The sequence below is a fragment of the Haemophilus sp. THUN1692 genome (assembly GCF_059704395.1).
The window spans coordinates 1749074-1766652 of the sequence record NZ_AP046579.1 but is presented as its reverse complement, the minus strand read 5'-3'; the positions used below and the strand labels follow the sequence as shown (position 1 = coordinate 1766652).

Sequence of the window (17579 nt, the reverse complement as noted above, 5' to 3'; positions counted from 1 at the left end):
TCACCGCACTTTTTATCAAAATTTAACTTCTTGTACAATACGCTTAGCTGCAGCTATGGGCAATTGCCCGATAAACGTAATTTCTTTTCCGCTACGCACTTCACTATAAATTGTATATGCCCCTTGTTTCCAAGTATTTTCCGGCAAAACATTTGAGCCTGCGTTAGAAACAAATAGCGTAAAAGTGAACAAACCATCGCTATATAGCGCACTATCTATCACTTCATTTTCCAATGTTTCTTGAGTATACCGAATTAAAGAAAAACCTTGTGGCACCCAACCAGCAGACCAAGTTATATCTGAACTTTGTTCATTTTTACTTTCTTTCAACAAAGGGGGCATTGAGACTTTGTTAATATACTCCGTTAATCCTCTTAGTCTATCGTCGATATAAAGCGTTACAACTCTAAACTGATCAAGTAATTTACCTTCACTATCAAGCATATCGCTACGTAATAATAAACCATTTTCTTCATCGACAAACACTAAATACTGATATCGGAAATCATCTTTAGGGACGATACGGATCGTGTCAGCAAAACGCCCAGCCACTCGATCTTTGCCTATTTTTATAAAATCATAAACTGAAGAAAGTTTATCAAAATCAGAGCGAACAATGGCCGGTATTGCATCGACGATATTGCCACTATTAAGCGTAAATGCTTGAGTATTTGGCTGAAAATAACTGACTAAATTATCACGTTGAATAATTTCTTGTTGACGACCATCAAGCGTCACTAATTGCGCATAAGTTTTATTATCTTTCTTAATATGACGATAGCGAAAGGAATCCATATTTGATGGAGTTGTTTGAACAAAAGCAATTTCATAATTGAGATTATCCAATGCTTGTGTCATTTTATCTAAAGACTGCTTCGCAGAAAGCTCTTCAGCAGAAGCAATGCTACTTAATAGCAAAGAAAGAGAAAGTGCGGTGAATTTTAACGCGATTTTTTTCATAAAAATAAATTTAAAGGATAAAAATTCACCACGCTAAATAACATATTAGGTGGTGAATTAACATAAACTAACTGAACTAATCGTATTATTTCTGACTATTACTACTTACATTTAATGCATCGGCATGCATACGACGTTGTAATTCATAGTTCTGTAACATCGCACCAATACGGCGACTTTTTTGTTCAAGCTGATCTGATGTCAATGTATCTTTACTCGGCGCATTGTAGCTCACCTCTTGAACCGCATTATTAAATGGCAAGGTTTGCAATACTGGAGTCTCAGGTAAATTAGACGCATCGTTTTTATTATTGAAAGATTGAACACCAAGTACCGCCACTAAACATACACCAGCAGCAACCGCAACTTGCGTCATTGGCGCAAAGAACGCTTTTAATTTTTGCATAAATGCAGAATTATGTGCATCTTCTGGTTCAGGTTGAGACACAGCAATGACATCGACTTTCTTCACTTCTTCAGATTCAATTAAACCTGCCATTTTAGCGGTAAAATCAGCCCCTAGAAACAAATCACTTTCTTTACGCATCACTGCTCGTACAGCATGGAATGCCTGCCAAGATTCTTGTAATTCTTCGTCTTTCAATAAAGCATCTGTCAAGCCAGCCTCGACTTGTTCGCCATCCATATAGGCTGAAAGTTGCTCTTTTTGCATAGTAAACTCCGACATTTTTATTCGCGTTGCATCAGTGGCTGAATTTTATTCTCAATAATTTCCCTTGCGCGGAAAATACGAGAACGAACAGTACCAACAGGGCAATCCATAATTTCTGCAATCTCTTCATAGCTTAAACCTTCTAACTCTCGCAAGGTGATTGCTGTTTTTAAATCTTCTGGCAAACTGTGAATCGTACTAAACACAATTCGTTCAAGTTCACTAGATAACATTTCATTTTCGGGTGTATCTACATCCCGCAAGTGCGTACCCACATCATAATTTTCAGCATCCTCAGCTAAAATATCTTCATTAGGTGGACGACGCCCTTGAGCCGTTAAATAATTTTTTGCCGTATTGACGGCAATTCGATAAAGCCATGTATAGAAAGCACTTTCGCCACGAAAAGATTCAATTGAGCGATAAGCCTTTATAAAGGATTCTTGCACCACATCAGGAATATCGTTACGTGATACATAGCGAGTCAAAAGCCCCGCCACTTTATTCTGATAACGAGAAACCAACAAATTGAAGGCTTTCTTATCCCCTTGCTGCACTCTTTCTACCAAAGCCTGATCTGTTAGCTGTTCAGCCATATTTCTCCTGTGCCAATATCTAACACGCCTTAATATTCAAGACAGCAAGCTCTTGTTACAATCTCAGACACAAGTGTGTGAAAAAAGTTCATACGTATCTTAATAATTTTAATTAGTTGTGATTTTTTGTACGTTTTGGATATATTCCACCATAGATTGAATTTCTGAATCTGATGATTGACCACGATTAAAAAACCAAGAAAACAGCTGCAGATCTGTACTTGCTAATAAACGAATAAATATATCTTTTTTGTCATTTGTTAATTCATCAAAATGCTTCAAATAAAAAGGCATAATGATTTTATCCAACTCCAACATTCCTCGGCGGCAATCCCATTCAATACGGAGTTTATTATATTTTTCCATTTTTAATTCCTTAAATTTTAGGGGGCGATTATAGCCTAAAAAATAACAATAAAAAAAGGTTGGCATATTTACCAACCTTTATTTTTCAATCTCATTATTTATTCTTTAATAAATCACGAATTTCTGTGAGCAAATCTTCTGATGTAGGGCCAGCTTTTTTCTCTTCTGGTTTTCTCACTTTATTAAGTGCCTTAATCATCATAAAGATTGCAAAAGCAATAATAATGAAATCAATCACATTCTGAATAAACACACCGTAGTTTAAAGTTACAGCTGGAACATCGCCTTGTGCTTGAGCTAATACAAATTTCATATCTTTGAAATCAATGCCACCCGTTAAAATGCCAAGCACAGGCATAAAAATATCACTAACAAGTGAACTTACGATCTTACCAAACGCACCGCCGATAATCACACCGACAGCCATATCTACAACATTACCGCGCATTGCAAATTCGCGAAATTCTTTAATAAAACTCATAATAATTTTTCCTTTAGAGATTGAATAAAAAAGCGCCTATTATAATGAGTCGCTCTTAAAAGTAAATAAATCGTTAAATGAAGAATGCACTTGGCTGGAACAATTTTTCAATTTCAGGCACATTCTTCTTATCACTCAAATAAATCACCACATGATCGTCTTCTTCAATCACAACTTGGCGTCGAGCAACAATTACATCATTCTCACGCAATAAAGCACCAATAATTGTCCCCATAGGCAAACGCAACTCACCTATTTTACGCCCGACCACATTGGAGGTGCTTTCATCACCATGCGCTACAATTTCAATGGCTTCAGCAATACCATGTCGTAATGTAGCCACATTTTTCACATCCCCTTTACGAACATGTCCAAGTAAAGCAGAAATTGTCGCTTGCTGTGGTGAAACGACAATATCAATACTTCCACCTTGAATCAGGTTTATATAAGCAATTCGTTGAATCAGTACCATTGCCTTCTTGGCACCCAAACGTTTTGCCAATAAAGCGGACATAATATTCGCCTCATCATCACTACTCAATGAAAGGAACACATCGACATTTTCAATATGCTCTTCAAACAATAAATTTTGATCAGACGCATCACCATAAAAAACCAAGGTTTTTGAAAGTTTTTCAGCTAACAAATTAGCACGTTCTTCATCACGCTCAATTAATTTTACAGTACAGACATTTTCCAAACATTTCGCAACGCCAGCGGCAACATTTCCGCCCCCAACAATCATTACTCGTTTATAAGGTTTTTCTAAGCGTTGAAGTTCACTCATTACAGCTTTTATATGCTCAGTTGCACAAATAAAAGTAATTTCATCACCAGCTTCAACAATAGTAGAACCCTGCGGACGAATCGGTTTGCCGTTACGCAAAATAGACATAATACGACAATCAATATGTGGCATATGTTCACGAAATGCGGAAAGCGCATATCCAACCAAAGTACCACCATAATAAGCTCTTACCACAACCATGCTAATACGATTATTAGCAAAATGGGCAACTTGTAATGCCCCTGGATAAGCAATTAAGCGTGTAATTTCATCTGTCACAAGATTTTCAGGCGAAATCAAATGATCAATAGGTACATTCTCATCATTGAATAACTTATCTTTTTCACGCAAATATTCTGAATTACGAATACGGGCAATACGCGTTGGTGTATTAAATAATGTATAGCCCATTTGGCAGGCTACCATATTAATTTCATCCGAAGCTGTTACGGCAACCATTAAATCTGCATCGGACGCACCTGCATCACGAAGCACTTTTGGTGATGATGGCGAGCCTTGCACCACACGCAAATCATGCTTTTCTTGTAAGGCTTGTAACTGTGGAGACTCATTATCAACGAGTGTGATATCGTTATCTTCACTAACCAAATTCTCGGCAAGCGTTGTTCCTACCTGACCAGCGCCCAAAATAATAATTTTCATCGTTTACTCCGTTCGTTCTAATACAAGAGGACGAATGCCTATTTCAGATGAATTTAGACCACACTTTAATGCGTTAATTTGGCGACAAATTTCATCTGTCACCCCATTAGCCTGCGCCATTTGTTCTTCAGTAATCTCCTGTGGCGCTTTTTGGAATAAAATCGCGTCCAATAGCCGTTCTGCATGCATTCCATCTCTGCAATAATTAAGTACGCCAACATTATTAAATAGCGTTGCAACCTTAGCTATCTTAGTTGTCGCAATACCTAGTGCGCCATCTTCACCGCCTAATTGACGAAATAATTTATCTTGTGGAAATCCGCCACATGCCAAGAAAAAATTGCGACGAAATACTGTATTCCCTCCACCAGTCATCCGCATATATTGCCATGCAAACTCAAAATTAGGATGTTCAGCGTAACGCGCGGGCAAATCAATTGGTTTTAATGCTAAACGTACCACTGAGGTATCTGGTTGAAAATGAAAAGTCGCAGCCGCAACTTCTAATGCGCCCTGTTCATAAGCATCATCAGCGTCTAAAAAAGCAATAAATTCATTACTTGATTGCAACGCTCCCCAATTGCGAGCTTTAGCCACGCCACTATTTTTCGGCATAGACTCAACAACTATCTTTTCTGGATACTGCTCTGCCCATTCTCGCGCCAAAACTAACGTGTTATCTTTAGAGCCGTCATCAATCAACCAAATTTTCCCCAAATAAGTTTGAGACAATACGGACTGCAATGCGCGTGATAGCGTTTGTTCTGCATTATAGCAAGGAATAATGACATCAATATTGGAAAACATTTCTATCTCTAAGCACATTTACGTAACTTCGCATAATAGAACCCATCACCACTATTTGGTTGCGGAATGAATTGAAAACCCACCGCACTTTTATCATCACCAAAGGGTAATGACAATAACTCCGCATCCGCGTGAGCATTTAAAAATGCTTGGATTTGTTCGCAATTTTCTTCTGGCAATACAGAACAAGTAGCATAAAGCAAAACACCGTTTGGCTTAAGTTTTTCCCAAAGTGCACTCAGAATCTTCTTCTGTAGTTCAACAAGCTGAGCGATATCGGTTTCTTTACGTAACCATTTTATATCGGGGTGACGGCGAATCACTCCTGTTGCAGAACAAGGCGCATCAAGTAAAATTCGGTCAAATTTCACCGCACTTTTACCAATTTCAGCTAACCATTCGTCAGGTTTACTCGCATCACCACACACCACTATCGCTTGCTGATTTAAACGTGCAAGATTTTCTTCTACTCGTTTTAAGCGATGCGCTTCTACATCTAATGCGATCACATTAGCTTGAGGTGCCAATTCCAAAATATGAGTTGTCTTACCGCCCGGTGCAGCGCAAGCATCGAGGATCCATTCCTCATTTTTTGGCTCAAGCAACGTTGCCGCCCATTGTGCACTCAAATCTTGTACTGTTACGGCACCTTCTTCAAAGTGCGGTAATTTTTGCACAGCAATCGGTATATCTAAACATAGCGCATTAGGATGGCGACTTGTTTTTGCAGAAATACCTTGTTCTTCAAGTAAAGTGCGGTAAGTTTCTAGGGTGTTTTTTTGTGAATTCACACGTAGCCACATTGGTGGTTTCTGATTGTTCGCCTCAATGATCTCACGCCAATTCGGATAGGCTTTTTTTAATTTATTCACGAACCATTCAGGGTGAAGCGTTTGCCAATTTTTATCGATAATTGCCAAAATTTCATCTTGCTCACGTAAAAATCTACGCAAAACCGCATTCACTAATCCTCTAAAACTATCAGATTTTAATGATTTTGTTGCGTTCACAACTTCATCAACTGCCGCATGAGCAGGCACTCGCATGTAAAGCAATTGGTATAACCCTACAAGCAACAGGCAATGAACAATGCGAGTTTTACCTTTAAGCGGCTTATCCACAAGACGTTTGATAATTTGCTCTAAGCGAGGCAATACGCGACACACGCCAAAACAAATTTCTTGTAGTAAAGGCAAATCTTGAGCTTTTACAGAAAGTTGCACTTCAGGGATTAACGCTGACAAGGATTTGCCCTCATCCAATACTTGCAAAATTAAGTTTGCTGCAATAGCTCTGGCCGAAAGTGCGGTCATTTTTACTGAGTTTTTTGCTTTGATAGTTTTAGAAGAGAATTTTTTCATTATGCAAGCACCTTACCAATAGTAAACCATTCTGCACGACCATTTAATAAATCTTGTGCAGACATAGGCTTTTTACCTGAAGGTTGTAATTGCAATAAGTTTAAGACGCCATCGACAGTCGCAATTTGAATGCCATTTTTATCCGCACTTAAAATAGTTCCCGCTGGTTTATCTTGATGAGGCAATACTTCCGCTTGATACACTTTTAAAGTTTGTGCATTGCTATCCTTATCTTCTGTTGAAAAATAAGCAATCGGCCAAGGATTAAAGGCGCGGATATTACGCTCAAGTTGCATTGCTGGAAGCGACCAATCCAATTGAGCCTCTTCTTTAGAAAGTTTTTCTGCATAATTGCTTTGACTGTCATCTTGTTTTTCGGCTATAAATTTACCGTTTTCAAGATTATCTAAAACATCGATTAATTCCGATGGAGCAAGCTCTGCCAGTTTGTTATAAAGACTTGTTGAAGTTTCAGTCGGTAAAATATCACAATAGACTTTGTGTAATAAATCACCTGTATCTAAACCTTCATCCATTTGCATAATAGTTACGCCAGTTTGTGCATCACCAGCCCAAATTGAGCGCTGAATGGGTGCAGCTCCTCGCCAACGTGGAAGAATAGAACCATGCACATTCAAACAACCTAAACGAGGGGCGTCTAATACAGCTTTCGGTAAAATTAATCCATAAGCCACAACAACCATTACATCTGCATTTAACGCTTTTAGTTCAGACTGCGCCTCTTCTTTACGTAAGGATTTAGGTTGATAAACGGGAATGTTATTTTGCTCAGCAAGTTGCTTAACAGGGCTTGCTTGCAATTTTTTACCACGACCAGCTGGTTTATCTGGTTGAGTATAAACAGAGATCACGTTATGTTGAGAATTTAGAATGGCTTGTAAATGCTGTGCAGCAAAATCTGGTGTACCAGCAAAAATAATATTAAGGGATTTCATAATGTTCTACGTTATGGTGATTGATAGGAAAAAGTGCGGCTAAAATCAACCGCACTTTAATTAAGAATCAGAAGCTTATTGTTTCGCAATTTGTTTTTTATATTTCACCAATTTTTCTTTAATACGTTGGCGTTTAAGTGGCGAAAGATAATCAACAAATAAAATTCCATTAAGATGATCGATCTCGTGTTGAATACAGATCGCAAGCAAACCATCCGCATCTAAAGTAAATTCTTTACCATCACGATCTAACGCTCTCACTTTCACTTTTTCTTTACGAGGAACCAAAGCACGGAACCCTGGAATGGATAAGCATCCCTCTTCAATTCCCGTTTCACCTTCAGAAACTAAAATTTCAGGATTAATCAAGACAATCTGATTTTGTTTATCACCTTCAACATCAATAGTAATAATACGTTGCAAAATATCTACTTGAGGTGCAGCTAAACCAATACCTTTCTCTTGATACATCGTATCAAACATATCATCAACAATTTTACGAATTGCATCATTAACTTCAGTAACAGGCTCACAGACAACCTTTAAGTGATCATCAGGATAAATTAAAACATTAAGTGCGGTCATAATTTCTCTTGTTTTTAAGGGTAGAATTTTAGCGAGATTGTAGCACAGCTAATAAAATATTTATAGGATATGTGACTTCATATGAGTTGAAAAATCACTTACTTATTGAAAATTAAAATTAGAGTTTTATTTATTTAAATAATGAATAAATTATAAAAAAACAAAAAACCTAGCTTTTCAACTGGGGTTCTTATCTTTTATTCTACTCTGCTTTATTCTATTTATGTATTTGGTAACCTGGCGGTGCCCTACTCTCACATGGGGAAGCCCCACACTACCATCGGCATTACAGCGTTTCACTTCTGAGTTCGATATGGTGTCAGGTGGTTCCACCGCACTATTGCCGCCAGGATAATCCTTTGATAACTCGTCTTTTCTCTTTTATCTTTCGCTACTCAGCTCTTACTCTACCTTTCACTCGTTCTTATTGGCCACAAGCTGAACTCAATTTTCTTTCTATTACGTCTTCTATATTTAATTTGTTTGTCTAGTCTTCTCTTTTTCGCTCTTTTCCAAAAACACTTGAGCGTTGTATAGTTAAGTCCCTCGGGCAATTAGTACAGGTTAGCTCAATGACTCACATCACTTACACACCCTGCCTATCTACGTCTTAGTCTTAAACAACCCTTACAGATTTATAATCTGGGAGAACTCATCTCTTGGCAAGTTTCGTGCTTAGATGCTTTCAGCACTTATCTCTTCCGCACTTAGCTACCCGGCAATGCGTCTGGCGACACAACCGGAACACCAGTGGTGCGTCCACTCCGGTCCTCTCGTACTAGGAGCAGCCCCAACCAATTCTCCTACGCCCACGGCAGATAGGGACCGAACTGTCTCACGACGTTCTAAACCCAGCTCGCGTACCACTTTAAATGGCGAACAGCCATACCCTTGGGACCTACTTCAGCCCCAGGATGTGATGAGCCGACATCGAGGTGCCAAACACCGCCGTCGATATGAACTCTTGGGCGGTATCAGCCTGTTATCCCCGGAGTACCTTTTATCCGTTGAGCGATGGCCCTTCCATTCAGAACCACCGGATCACTATGACCTACTTTCGTACCTGCTCGACTTGTCTGTCTCGCAGTTAAGCTTGCTTATACCATTGCACTAACCTCACGATGTCCGACCGTGATTAGCAAACCTTCGTGCTCCTCCGTTACTCTTTGGGAGGAGACCGCCCCAGTCAAACTACCCACCAGACACTGTCCGAGACCACGTTTCGTAATCTTCGTTAGAACATCAAACGTTAAAGGGTGGTATTTCAAGGACGCCTCCACAATCACTGGCGTGACTGCTTCAAAGGCTCCCACCTATCCTACACATCAAAATTCAATGTTCAGTGTCAAGCTATAGTAAAGGTTCACGGGGTCTTTCCGTCTAGCCGCGGGTACACCGCATCTTCACGGCGATTTCAATTTCACTGAGTCTCGGGTGGAGACAGCCTGGCCATCATTATGCCATTCGTGCAGGTCGGAACTTACCCGACAAGGAATTTCGCTACCTTAGGACCGTTATAGTTACGGCCGCCGTTTACTGGGGCTTCGATCAGGAGCTTCTCTTTCGATTACACCATCAATTAACCTTCCAGCACCGGGCAGGCATCACACCCTATACGTCCACTTTCGTGTTTGCAGAGTGCTGTGTTTTTAATAAACAGTTGCAGCCAGCTGGTATCTTCGACCGGTTCAACCTTCGCCCGCGAGGGACTACAATCTACGCCGGCGCACCTTCTCCCGAAGTTACGGTGCTATTTTGCCTAGTTCCTTCACCCGAGTTCTCTCAAGCGCCTGAGTATTCTCTACCTGACCACCTGTGTCGGTTTTCAGTACGGTTTAGTAAAGCCTTTCGCTTAGTGGCTTTTCCTGGAAGTGTGGTATCAGTTACTTCAGCTCCGTAGAGCCTCGTCATCATCTCTCAGTGTTAAGGAAGTCCGGATTTGCCTAAACTTCCCACCTACCAACTTAAACGCACATATCCAACAGTGCGATAACCTAACCTACTCCGTCCCCACATCGCAGCTTTACCAAGTACAGGAATATTAACCTGTTTCCCATCGACTACGCTCTTCAGCCTCGCCTTAGGGGCCGACTCACCCTGCCCCGATTAACGTTGGACAGGAACCCTTGGTCTTCCGGCGAACGGGTTTTTCACCCGTTTTATCGTTACTTATGTCAGCATTCGCACTTGTGATACGTCCAGCATGCTTCTCAACACACCTTCTTCCGCTTACACAACGCTCCCCTACCCAACAGACTTTCGTCTGATGCCGCAGCTTCGGTGCTATATTTCAGCCCCGTTACATCTTCCGCGCAGGCCGACTCGACTAGTGAGCTATTACGCTTTCTTTAAATGATGGCTGCTTCTAAGCCAACATCCTAGCTGTCTAAGCCTTCCCACTTCGTTTCCCACTTAATATAGACTTTGGGACCTTAGCTGGCGGTCTGGGTTGTTTCCCTCTCCACGACGGACGTTAGCACCCGCCGTGTGTCTCCTGAGTATCACTCTTTGGTATTCGTAGTTTGCATCGGGTTGGTAATCCGGGATGGACCCCTAGCCGAAACAGTGCTCTACCCCCAAAGGTGTCCGCTCAAGGCTCTACCTAAATAGATTTCGGGGAGAACCAGCTATCTCCCGGTTTGATTGGCCTTTCACCCCCAGCCACAAGTCATCCGCTAATTTTTCAACATTAGTCGGTTCGGTCCTCCAGTTAGTGTTACCCAACCTTCAACCTGCCCATGGCTAGATCACCGGGTTTCGGGTCTATACCTTGCAACTAGACGCCCAGTTAAGACTCGGTTTCCCTTCGGCTCCCCTATTCGGTTAACCTCGCTACAAAATATAAGTCGCTGACCCATTATACAAAAGGTACGCAGTCACCCTTTCAGGCTCCCACTGCTTGTACGTACAAGGTTTCAGGTTCTATTTCACTCCCCTCACCGGGGTTCTTTTCGCCTTTCCTTCACAGTACTGGTTCACTATCGGTCAATCAGGAGTATTTAGCCTTGGAGGATGGTCCCCCCATCTTCAAACAGGATATCACGTGTCCCGCCCTACTTCTCGTTAACTTAGTACCACAGCCTGGATGTCGAGTACGGGGCTATCACCCTGTGTCGCTAAGCTTCCCAGCTTATTCCTCTATCTCTGCTGCTATCATTAACTGGCTCTTTCGCTTTCGCTCGCCGCTACTGACGAAATCTCGGTTGATTTCTTTTCCTCGGGGTACTTAGATGTTTCAGTTCTCCCGGTTTGCCTCACTTACCTATGGATTCAGTTAGTGATAGTAGATTCTTCATCTACTGGGTTTCCCCATTCGGATATCTTGGATTAAACGCCTCTTATCGACTCATCCAAGCTTTTCGCAGATTAGCACGTCCTTCTTCGCCTCTGATTGCCAAGGCATCCACCTTGTACGCTTAGTCACTTAACTATACAACCTCAAATGCTTTCAACCACTTTAAGTTTTCACTTGAAAGTGCGGTCAATTTGATGCGTATTTTCATTCAACTAAACACTTGATTGCTTTTGTTCAATCAAGATTTTATGCAAAACAGTTTTATTTCAGTTTTCTTTTCAGTTTACTGTTTACTGCCTTGCCTACTCAGACTTTCTCTCGAAAATCTCTTGTTTTCAGCTTGTTTCCAATTTTTTAAAGAACAGTTGATAAAACCTTTCAGTTATCATCGCTAAATAAACTAAATGAATATCAATAAAATCTTAAACACTATATTAGTTTAAACTAGTGCTCATGACTTTCTTCTCTATTCTCTCTTAATTTACTTAACGATGATAAGTGGTGGAGATAAGCGGGATCGAACCGCTGACCTCCTGCGTGCAAGGCAGGCGCTCTCCCAGCTGAGCTATATCCCCATGTCATCGTTTATTTATTACCTTATTCACCTTCATCACTCACTCAGTTTGAGTGGTGGGTCTGAGTGGACTTGAACCACCGACCTCACCCTTATCAGGGGTGCGCTCTAACCACCTGAGCTACAGACCCAAGGGAATAACGGCTTTCTGCTCGATATTGTCTACAATATATCAATCAATCTGTGTGAGCACTCGCTGTCTCTCGTCTTGGGTAAGGAGGTGATCCAACCGCAGGTTCCCCTACGGTTACCTTGTTACGACTTCACCCCAGTCATGAATCATACCGTGGTAAACGCCCTCCCGAAGGTTAAGCTATCTACTTCTGGTACAACCCACTCCCATGGTGTGACGGGCGGTGTGTACAAGGCCCGGGAACGTATTCACCGCGACATTCTGATTCGCGATTACTAGCGATTCCGACTTCATGGAGTCGAGTTGCAGACTCCAATCCGGACTTAGACGTACTTTCTGAGATTCGCTCCACCTCGCAGTTTCGCCACCCTCTGTATACGCCATTGTAGCACGTGTGTAGCCCTACTCGTAAGGGCCATGATGACTTGACGTCATCCCCACCTTCCTCCAGTTTATCACTGGCAGTCTCCTTTGAGTTCCCGACCGAATCGCTGGCAACAAAGGATAAGGGTTGCGCTCGTTGCGGGACTTAACCCAACATTTCACAACACGAGCTGACGACAGCCATGCAGCACCTGTCTCATGGTTCCCGAAGGCACTCCCGTATCTCTACAGGATTCCATGGATGTCAAGAGTAGGTAAGGTTCTTCGCGTTGCATCGAATTAAACCACATGCTCCACCGCTTGTGCGGGCCCCCGTCAATTCATTTGAGTTTTAACCTTGCGGCCGTACTCCCCAGGCGGTCGATTTATCACGTTAGCTACGGGCACCAAGCTCTAAGCCCAATCCCCAAATCGACAGCGTTTACAGCGTGGACTACCAGGGTATCTAATCCTGTTTGCTCCCCACGCTTTCGCACATGAGCGTCAGTACATTCCCAAGGGGCTGCCTTCGCCTTCGGTATTCCTCCACATCTCTACGCATTTCACCGCTACACGTGGAATTCTACCCCTCCCTAAAGTACTCTAGTTACCCAGTCTGAAATGCAATTCCCAGGTTAAGCCCAGGGCTTTCACACCTCACTTAAATAACCGCCTGCGTGCCCTTTACGCCCAGTTATTCCGATTAACGCTCGCACCCTCCGTATTACCGCGGCTGCTGGCACGGAGTTAGCCGGTGCTTCTTCTGTATTTAACGTCAATGACGTGTACTATTAGCACACATCCCTTCCTCAATACCGAAAGAACTTTACAACCCGAAGGCCTTCTTCATTCACGCGGCATGGCTGCGTCAGGGTTCCCCCCATTGCGCAATATTCCCCACTGCTGCCTCCCGTAGGAGTCTGGACCGTGTCTCAGTTCCAGTGTGGCTGGCCATCCTCTCAGACCAGCTAGAGATCGCAGGCTTGGTGAGCCTTTACCTCACCAACTACCTAATCCCACTTGGGCTCATCTTATGGCATGTGGCCCGAAGGTCCCACACTTTAATCTTTCGATATTACGCGGTATTAGCTACAGTTTCCCGTAGTTATCCCCCTCCATAAGCCAGATTCCCAAGCATTACTCACCCGTCCGCCACTCGTCAGCAAGAAAGCAAGCTTCCTCCTGCTACCGTTCGACTTGCATGTGTTAAGCCTGCCGCCAGCGTTCAATCTGAGCCATGATCAAACTCTTCAATTCAAGTTCAATCGCTCAATATATTGCTTAGCTATAAATAAAAATACTACTTAAAAAGTAATTATGAATTTTCAGTTAAGCACCTATTAAGACTTCAAAATTAAAAAATATTTTTAAAACAAGTCAATCAACAAGTGCCCACACAGATTGTCTGATACATTGTTAAAGAGCAAAAAACAACGACGCACTTGTAAACTTAAATACTTCACAACAGTGCGTCGTTGTGTGCGGTGCATTATAGGGATTTTCAAATCCCTTGCAAGTACTTTTTTGTAAAAATATTTAAAAAAATGATCTTTTGATTAAAGCACAAGCGATTAGAGCAAAATATAGATATTTTGAGCTATTTTTTTAATCGTTTTAAAATTCTCGGAAGCTCAACGATAGAATCTAACACATAATCCGCTACTCTCTCGCCTTCCTCTGTTACTGTTTTACCTGTACGAACTAATACGTTCATTTTCACCTTCGCGCCAATTCCCGCTTTTAGATCTTCAACTTTATCTCCAACCATAATAGATTGCGTAGGATCGATCTTTAATTCCTTGATCGCTTGCAGTAGCATACCAGGTTTGGGTTTCCTGCAATCACAGTCTTCTTTATACTCACCTTTTCCCTCGGGATGATGTGGGCAATAATAAATACCATCCAAATCCACATCTTGTTCAGCCAATGACCAATCCATCCATTCTGTTAACTGTAAAAACTGCTCCTCAGAAAAATAACCACGCGCAATTCCAGATTGATTGGTAACCAACACCAACATATATCCCATTTTCTTTAATTCTCGCAATGCATCAATCGCACCATCAATAAACTTAAAGTTATCAATTTCGTGTACATAACCATAATCAATATTTAACGTGCCATCGCGATCTAAAAAAATAGCCTTATTCATTCTCTTACCTTTCATACGTATCAAATTGACGAAAATTATCTATTTAATCCAAGCAATTAGCAAATATAACTCATAACCAATCTGTCTAAAAAAGATAATTTGACATATTGACATAGCAATCTAGACGTCTAGAATACCGAAACAGATTTAAAAACAGTAAATAAAAAGGGCTTATATGATTAAGCTAAGCAATATAACGAAGATTTTTGAGCTGCCTAGCAAGAAATTGACTGCGCTTGATAATGTCTCATTAAACATCGAAAAAGGTCAAATTTGTGGCGTAATTGGTGCATCTGGCGCAGGAAAAAGTACATTAATTCGATGTGTGAACTTATTAGAAAAACCAACTAGTGGTTCCGTTATTGTTGATAGCGTAGAATTAACAGGGCTTTCTGATCGCGAGTTAGTACGTGCTCGTCGTCAAATCGGAATGATTTTTCAGCATTTCAATTTACTAAGTTCCCGCACTGTATTTGAAAACGTGGCATTACCCTTAGAATTGGAAGGTGAGCCAAAAACAAAAATCCAAGAAAAAATTACCGCACTTTTAGATCTTGTTGGTTTAAGTGAAAAACGTGATGCTTACCCAAGTAATCTTTCTGGTGGGCAAAAACAACGTGTAGCCATTGCACGCGCCTTAGCCAGCGATCCTAAAGTCTTATTATGTGATGAAGCCACTAGCGCATTAGATCCTGCAACGACACAATCTATTCTGAAATTATTAAAAGAAATTAACCGCACTTTAGGTATTACGATTTTGTTAATTACCCATGAAATGGAGGTTGTTAAACAGATTTGTGATCAAGTTGCTGTCATTGATCAAGGTCGCCTCGTTGAACAAGGTACTGTCGGTGAAATTTTTGCAAATCCTAAAACAGAATTAGCACAAGAATTTATTCGTTCGACCTTCCACATCAGTCTACCTGATGAATATTTGGAAAATCTTACTGATACGCCGAAGCATAGCAAAGCGTATCCAATTGTCAAATTTGAGTTTACGGGTCGCTCAGTTGATGCACCGTTACTTTCTCAGGCATCAAAAAAATTTGGCGTGGAGCTTAGTATCTTAACCTCACAAATTGATTATGCTGGAGGCGTGAAATTTGGTTATACCATTGCTGAAGTAGAAGGCGATGAAGATTCCATTACGCAAACCAAAGTTTATTTAATGGAAAACAACGTGCGCGTGGAGGTGCTTGGTTATGTTCAATGATTTCTTGGCAACATTCAGCCAGCAATTAACACCTCAGATGTGGGGTGTTGTCGCAACCGCAACTTATGAAACGATTTATCTCAGCTTTGCATCTACTTTACTTGCCGTAGTAGTCGGCGTGCCTGTTGGTGTATGGACTTTCTTAACTGGAAAAAATGAGATTTTACAAAATAACCGCACTCATTTTGTGTTAAACACGATTATTAATATCGGGCGCTCTATTCCATTTATTATTTTGCTCTTAATCTTATTACCTGTAACACGTTTCATCGTAGGAACCGTATTAGGTACAACGGCAGCAATTATTCCATTAAGTATTTGTGCGATGCCATTCGTAGCTCGCTTAACTGCTAATGCATTAATGGAAATTCCAAATGGTTTAACCGAAGCCGCTCAAGCAATGGGCGCGACTAAATGGCAAATTGTACGTAAATTCTATTTGCCAGAAGCACTACCGACACTCATTAATGGCATCACGCTCACGCTAGTCACTTTAGTTGGTTACTCTGCAATGGCGGGGACGCAAGGCGGCGGTGGCTTAGGTAGCCTCGCTATCAACTACGGCGTATATCGCAATATGCCTTATGTCACTTGGGTGGCAACCATTATTATTGTGCTATTCGTTATGATTAGCCAAAAACTCGGCGATGTACTGGCTAAAAAAGTGGATCATCGTTAATTAAACACAACTCTTAACTTAAACAGGAAGGAAATCCTATGAAATTAAAACAACTTTTTGCAATCACTGCAATCGCATCAGCTCTCGTTTTAACAGGCTGTAAAGAAGATAAAAAACCTGAAGCTGCAGCTGCAGCTGCACCACTTAAAATCAAAGTCGGTGTGATGTCTGGACCTGAGCACCAAGTTGCAGAAATTGCAGCAAAAGTCGCCAAAGAAAAATATGGTTTAGACGTTCAATTCGTTGAATTCAATGACTACGCATTACCAAATGAAGCTGTATCTAAAGGCGATTTAGATGCAAACGCAATGCAACATAAACCTTATTTAGATGAAGATGCAAAAGCGAAAAATTTAAATAACTTAGTCATCGTGGGTAATACTTTCGTCTATCCATTAGCGGGTTATTCTAAAAAAATCAAAAATGTGAATGAATTACAAGAAGGTGCTAAAGTTGTTGTTCCTAACGATCCAACAAACCGTGGCCGCGCATTAATTCTTCTTCAGAAACAAGGTTTAATCAAATTAAAAGATGTAAATAACCTTCTTTCAACTGTATTAGATATTGTTGAAAATCCGAAAAAATTAAACATCACTGAAGTAGATACTTCTGTTGCGGCACGCGCATTAGACGATGTTGATTTAGCTGTAGTAAACAACACTTATGCGGGTCAAGTGGGCTTAAATGCACAAGATAACGGTGTATTTGTAGAAGATAAAGATTCTCCATATGTGAATATTATCGTTTCTCGTACCGATAACAAAGACAGCAAAGCTGTTCAAGATTTCGTAAAATCTTATCAAACAGAAGAAGTTTACCAAGAAGCTAAAAAACACTTTAAAGATGGTGTTGTAAAAGGTTGGTAATTTCTACCGCACTTTAAAGCATTACTAAATCCCTTGCCTGCAAGGGATTTTTTATATCTTATTTCCCTC

14 protein-coding genes, 2 tRNA genes and 3 rRNA genes are annotated in these 17579 nt (G+C 41.0%); 3 read left to right on the top strand and 16 right to left on the bottom strand.

Features of this window, described 5'->3' with window-relative positions:
- Positions 1-15: 15 nt before the first annotated feature.
- The 16 genes from rseB to gmhB all read right to left on the bottom strand — a co-directional run bounded on the left by rseB (position 16) and on the right by gmhB (position 14752).
- Positions 16-960, bottom strand: a complete 945-nt coding sequence (gene rseB / locus AC6H0A_RS08880; RefSeq protein ID WP_005639415.1) for a sigma-E factor regulatory protein RseB — start codon at positions 958-960, stop codon at positions 16-18.
- A gap of 85 nt (positions 961-1045) precedes the next feature.
- Positions 1046-1633 carry a sigma-E factor negative regulatory protein gene (locus tag AC6H0A_RS08875; protein WP_005639417.1) on the bottom strand — a complete coding sequence of 196 codons (588 nt, stop codon included), beginning with the start codon at positions 1631-1633 and terminating at the stop codon, positions 1046-1048.
- A 17-nt stretch (positions 1634-1650) separates the two neighbouring features.
- Positions 1651-2229: an RNA polymerase sigma factor RpoE gene (rpoE, locus tag AC6H0A_RS08870; RefSeq protein WP_005627595.1), complete on the bottom strand. Its 579-nt coding sequence runs from the start codon at positions 2227-2229 to the stop codon at positions 1651-1653.
- A gap of 108 nt (positions 2230-2337) precedes the next feature.
- A complete protein-coding gene (locus AC6H0A_RS08865) occupies positions 2338-2595 on the bottom strand; it encodes an FAD assembly factor SdhE (protein ID WP_044231973.1) in 258 nt (85 codons plus the stop codon).
- Between the two features lie 94 nt (positions 2596-2689).
- Positions 2690-3076, bottom strand: coding sequence for a large-conductance mechanosensitive channel protein MscL (mscL, locus tag AC6H0A_RS08860; RefSeq protein WP_005630888.1), 387 nt, complete (start codon positions 3074-3076; stop codon positions 2690-2692).
- 73 nt (positions 3077-3149) lie between these two features.
- The gene (gene trkA / locus AC6H0A_RS08855; protein ID WP_179230961.1) at positions 3150-4526 is read right to left on the bottom strand and encodes a Trk system potassium transporter TrkA; all 1377 of its coding nucleotides are present in this window, start codon (positions 4524-4526) and stop codon (positions 3150-3152) included.
- 3 nt (positions 4527-4529) lie between these two features.
- On the bottom strand, positions 4530-5333 hold the full coding sequence (locus AC6H0A_RS08850) for a glycosyltransferase family A protein (protein WP_005639424.1): 804 nt from the start codon (positions 5331-5333) through the stop codon (positions 4530-4532).
- 8 nt (positions 5334-5341) lie between these two features.
- Positions 5342-6694 (bottom strand): 16S rRNA (cytosine(967)-C(5))-methyltransferase RsmB, encoded by a 1353-nt coding sequence (gene rsmB, locus AC6H0A_RS08845; protein ID WP_005639426.1) that lies wholly within the window; start codon positions 6692-6694, stop codon positions 5342-5344.
- Positions 6694-7650, bottom strand: coding sequence for a methionyl-tRNA formyltransferase (gene fmt / locus AC6H0A_RS08840; RefSeq protein ID WP_005639428.1), 957 nt, complete (start codon positions 7648-7650; stop codon positions 6694-6696). Before fmt ends, rsmB begins: the two co-directional genes overlap by 1 nt.
- A gap of 75 nt (positions 7651-7725) precedes the next feature.
- Positions 7726-8235: a peptide deformylase gene (gene def / locus AC6H0A_RS08835; RefSeq protein WP_005639430.1), complete on the bottom strand. Its 510-nt coding sequence runs from the start codon at positions 8233-8235 to the stop codon at positions 7726-7728.
- Positions 8236-8470: 235 nt separating this feature from the next.
- A 5S ribosomal RNA gene (gene rrf / locus AC6H0A_RS08830) occupies positions 8471-8586 on the bottom strand.
- A 182-nt stretch (positions 8587-8768) separates the two neighbouring features.
- Positions 8769-11665: ribosomal RNA gene (locus AC6H0A_RS08825) — 23S ribosomal RNA — on the bottom strand.
- 364 nt (positions 11666-12029) lie between these two features.
- A tRNA-Ala gene (locus AC6H0A_RS08820) sits at positions 12030-12105 on the bottom strand.
- A gap of 53 nt (positions 12106-12158) precedes the next feature.
- Positions 12159-12235: transfer RNA gene (locus AC6H0A_RS08815), tRNA-Ile, on the bottom strand.
- A gap of 82 nt (positions 12236-12317) precedes the next feature.
- A 16S ribosomal RNA gene (locus tag AC6H0A_RS08810) occupies positions 12318-13857 on the bottom strand.
- Together the 16S, 23S and 5S rRNA genes with 2 tRNA genes alongside form the textbook arrangement of a ribosomal RNA operon.
- Positions 13858-14197: 340 nt before the next feature.
- A complete protein-coding gene (gene gmhB, locus AC6H0A_RS08805; protein ID WP_044233327.1) occupies positions 14198-14752 on the bottom strand; it encodes a D-glycero-beta-D-manno-heptose 1,7-bisphosphate 7-phosphatase in 555 nt (184 codons plus the stop codon).
- A gap of 175 nt (positions 14753-14927) precedes the next feature.
- Here gmhB and metN point away from each other — a divergent pair, with 175 nt between their 5' ends.
- The 3 genes from metN to AC6H0A_RS08790 are packed head-to-tail and all read left to right on the top strand — an operon-like array spanning position 14928 to position 17510.
- Positions 14928-15965: a methionine ABC transporter ATP-binding protein MetN gene (metN, locus tag AC6H0A_RS08800; RefSeq protein WP_005643880.1), complete on the top strand. Its 1038-nt coding sequence runs from the start codon at positions 14928-14930 to the stop codon at positions 15963-15965.
- Positions 15955-16644 carry a methionine ABC transporter permease gene (locus tag AC6H0A_RS08795; RefSeq protein WP_005643879.1) on the top strand — a complete coding sequence of 230 codons (690 nt, stop codon included), beginning with the start codon at positions 15955-15957 and terminating at the stop codon, positions 16642-16644. Before metN ends, AC6H0A_RS08795 begins: the two co-directional genes overlap by 11 nt.
- Before the next feature lie 38 nt (positions 16645-16682).
- Positions 16683-17510 carry a MetQ/NlpA family lipoprotein gene (locus tag AC6H0A_RS08790; protein ID WP_179231040.1) on the top strand — a complete coding sequence of 276 codons (828 nt, stop codon included), beginning with the start codon at positions 16683-16685 and terminating at the stop codon, positions 17508-17510.
- The last annotated feature ends 69 nt before the right edge of the window (positions 17511-17579 follow it).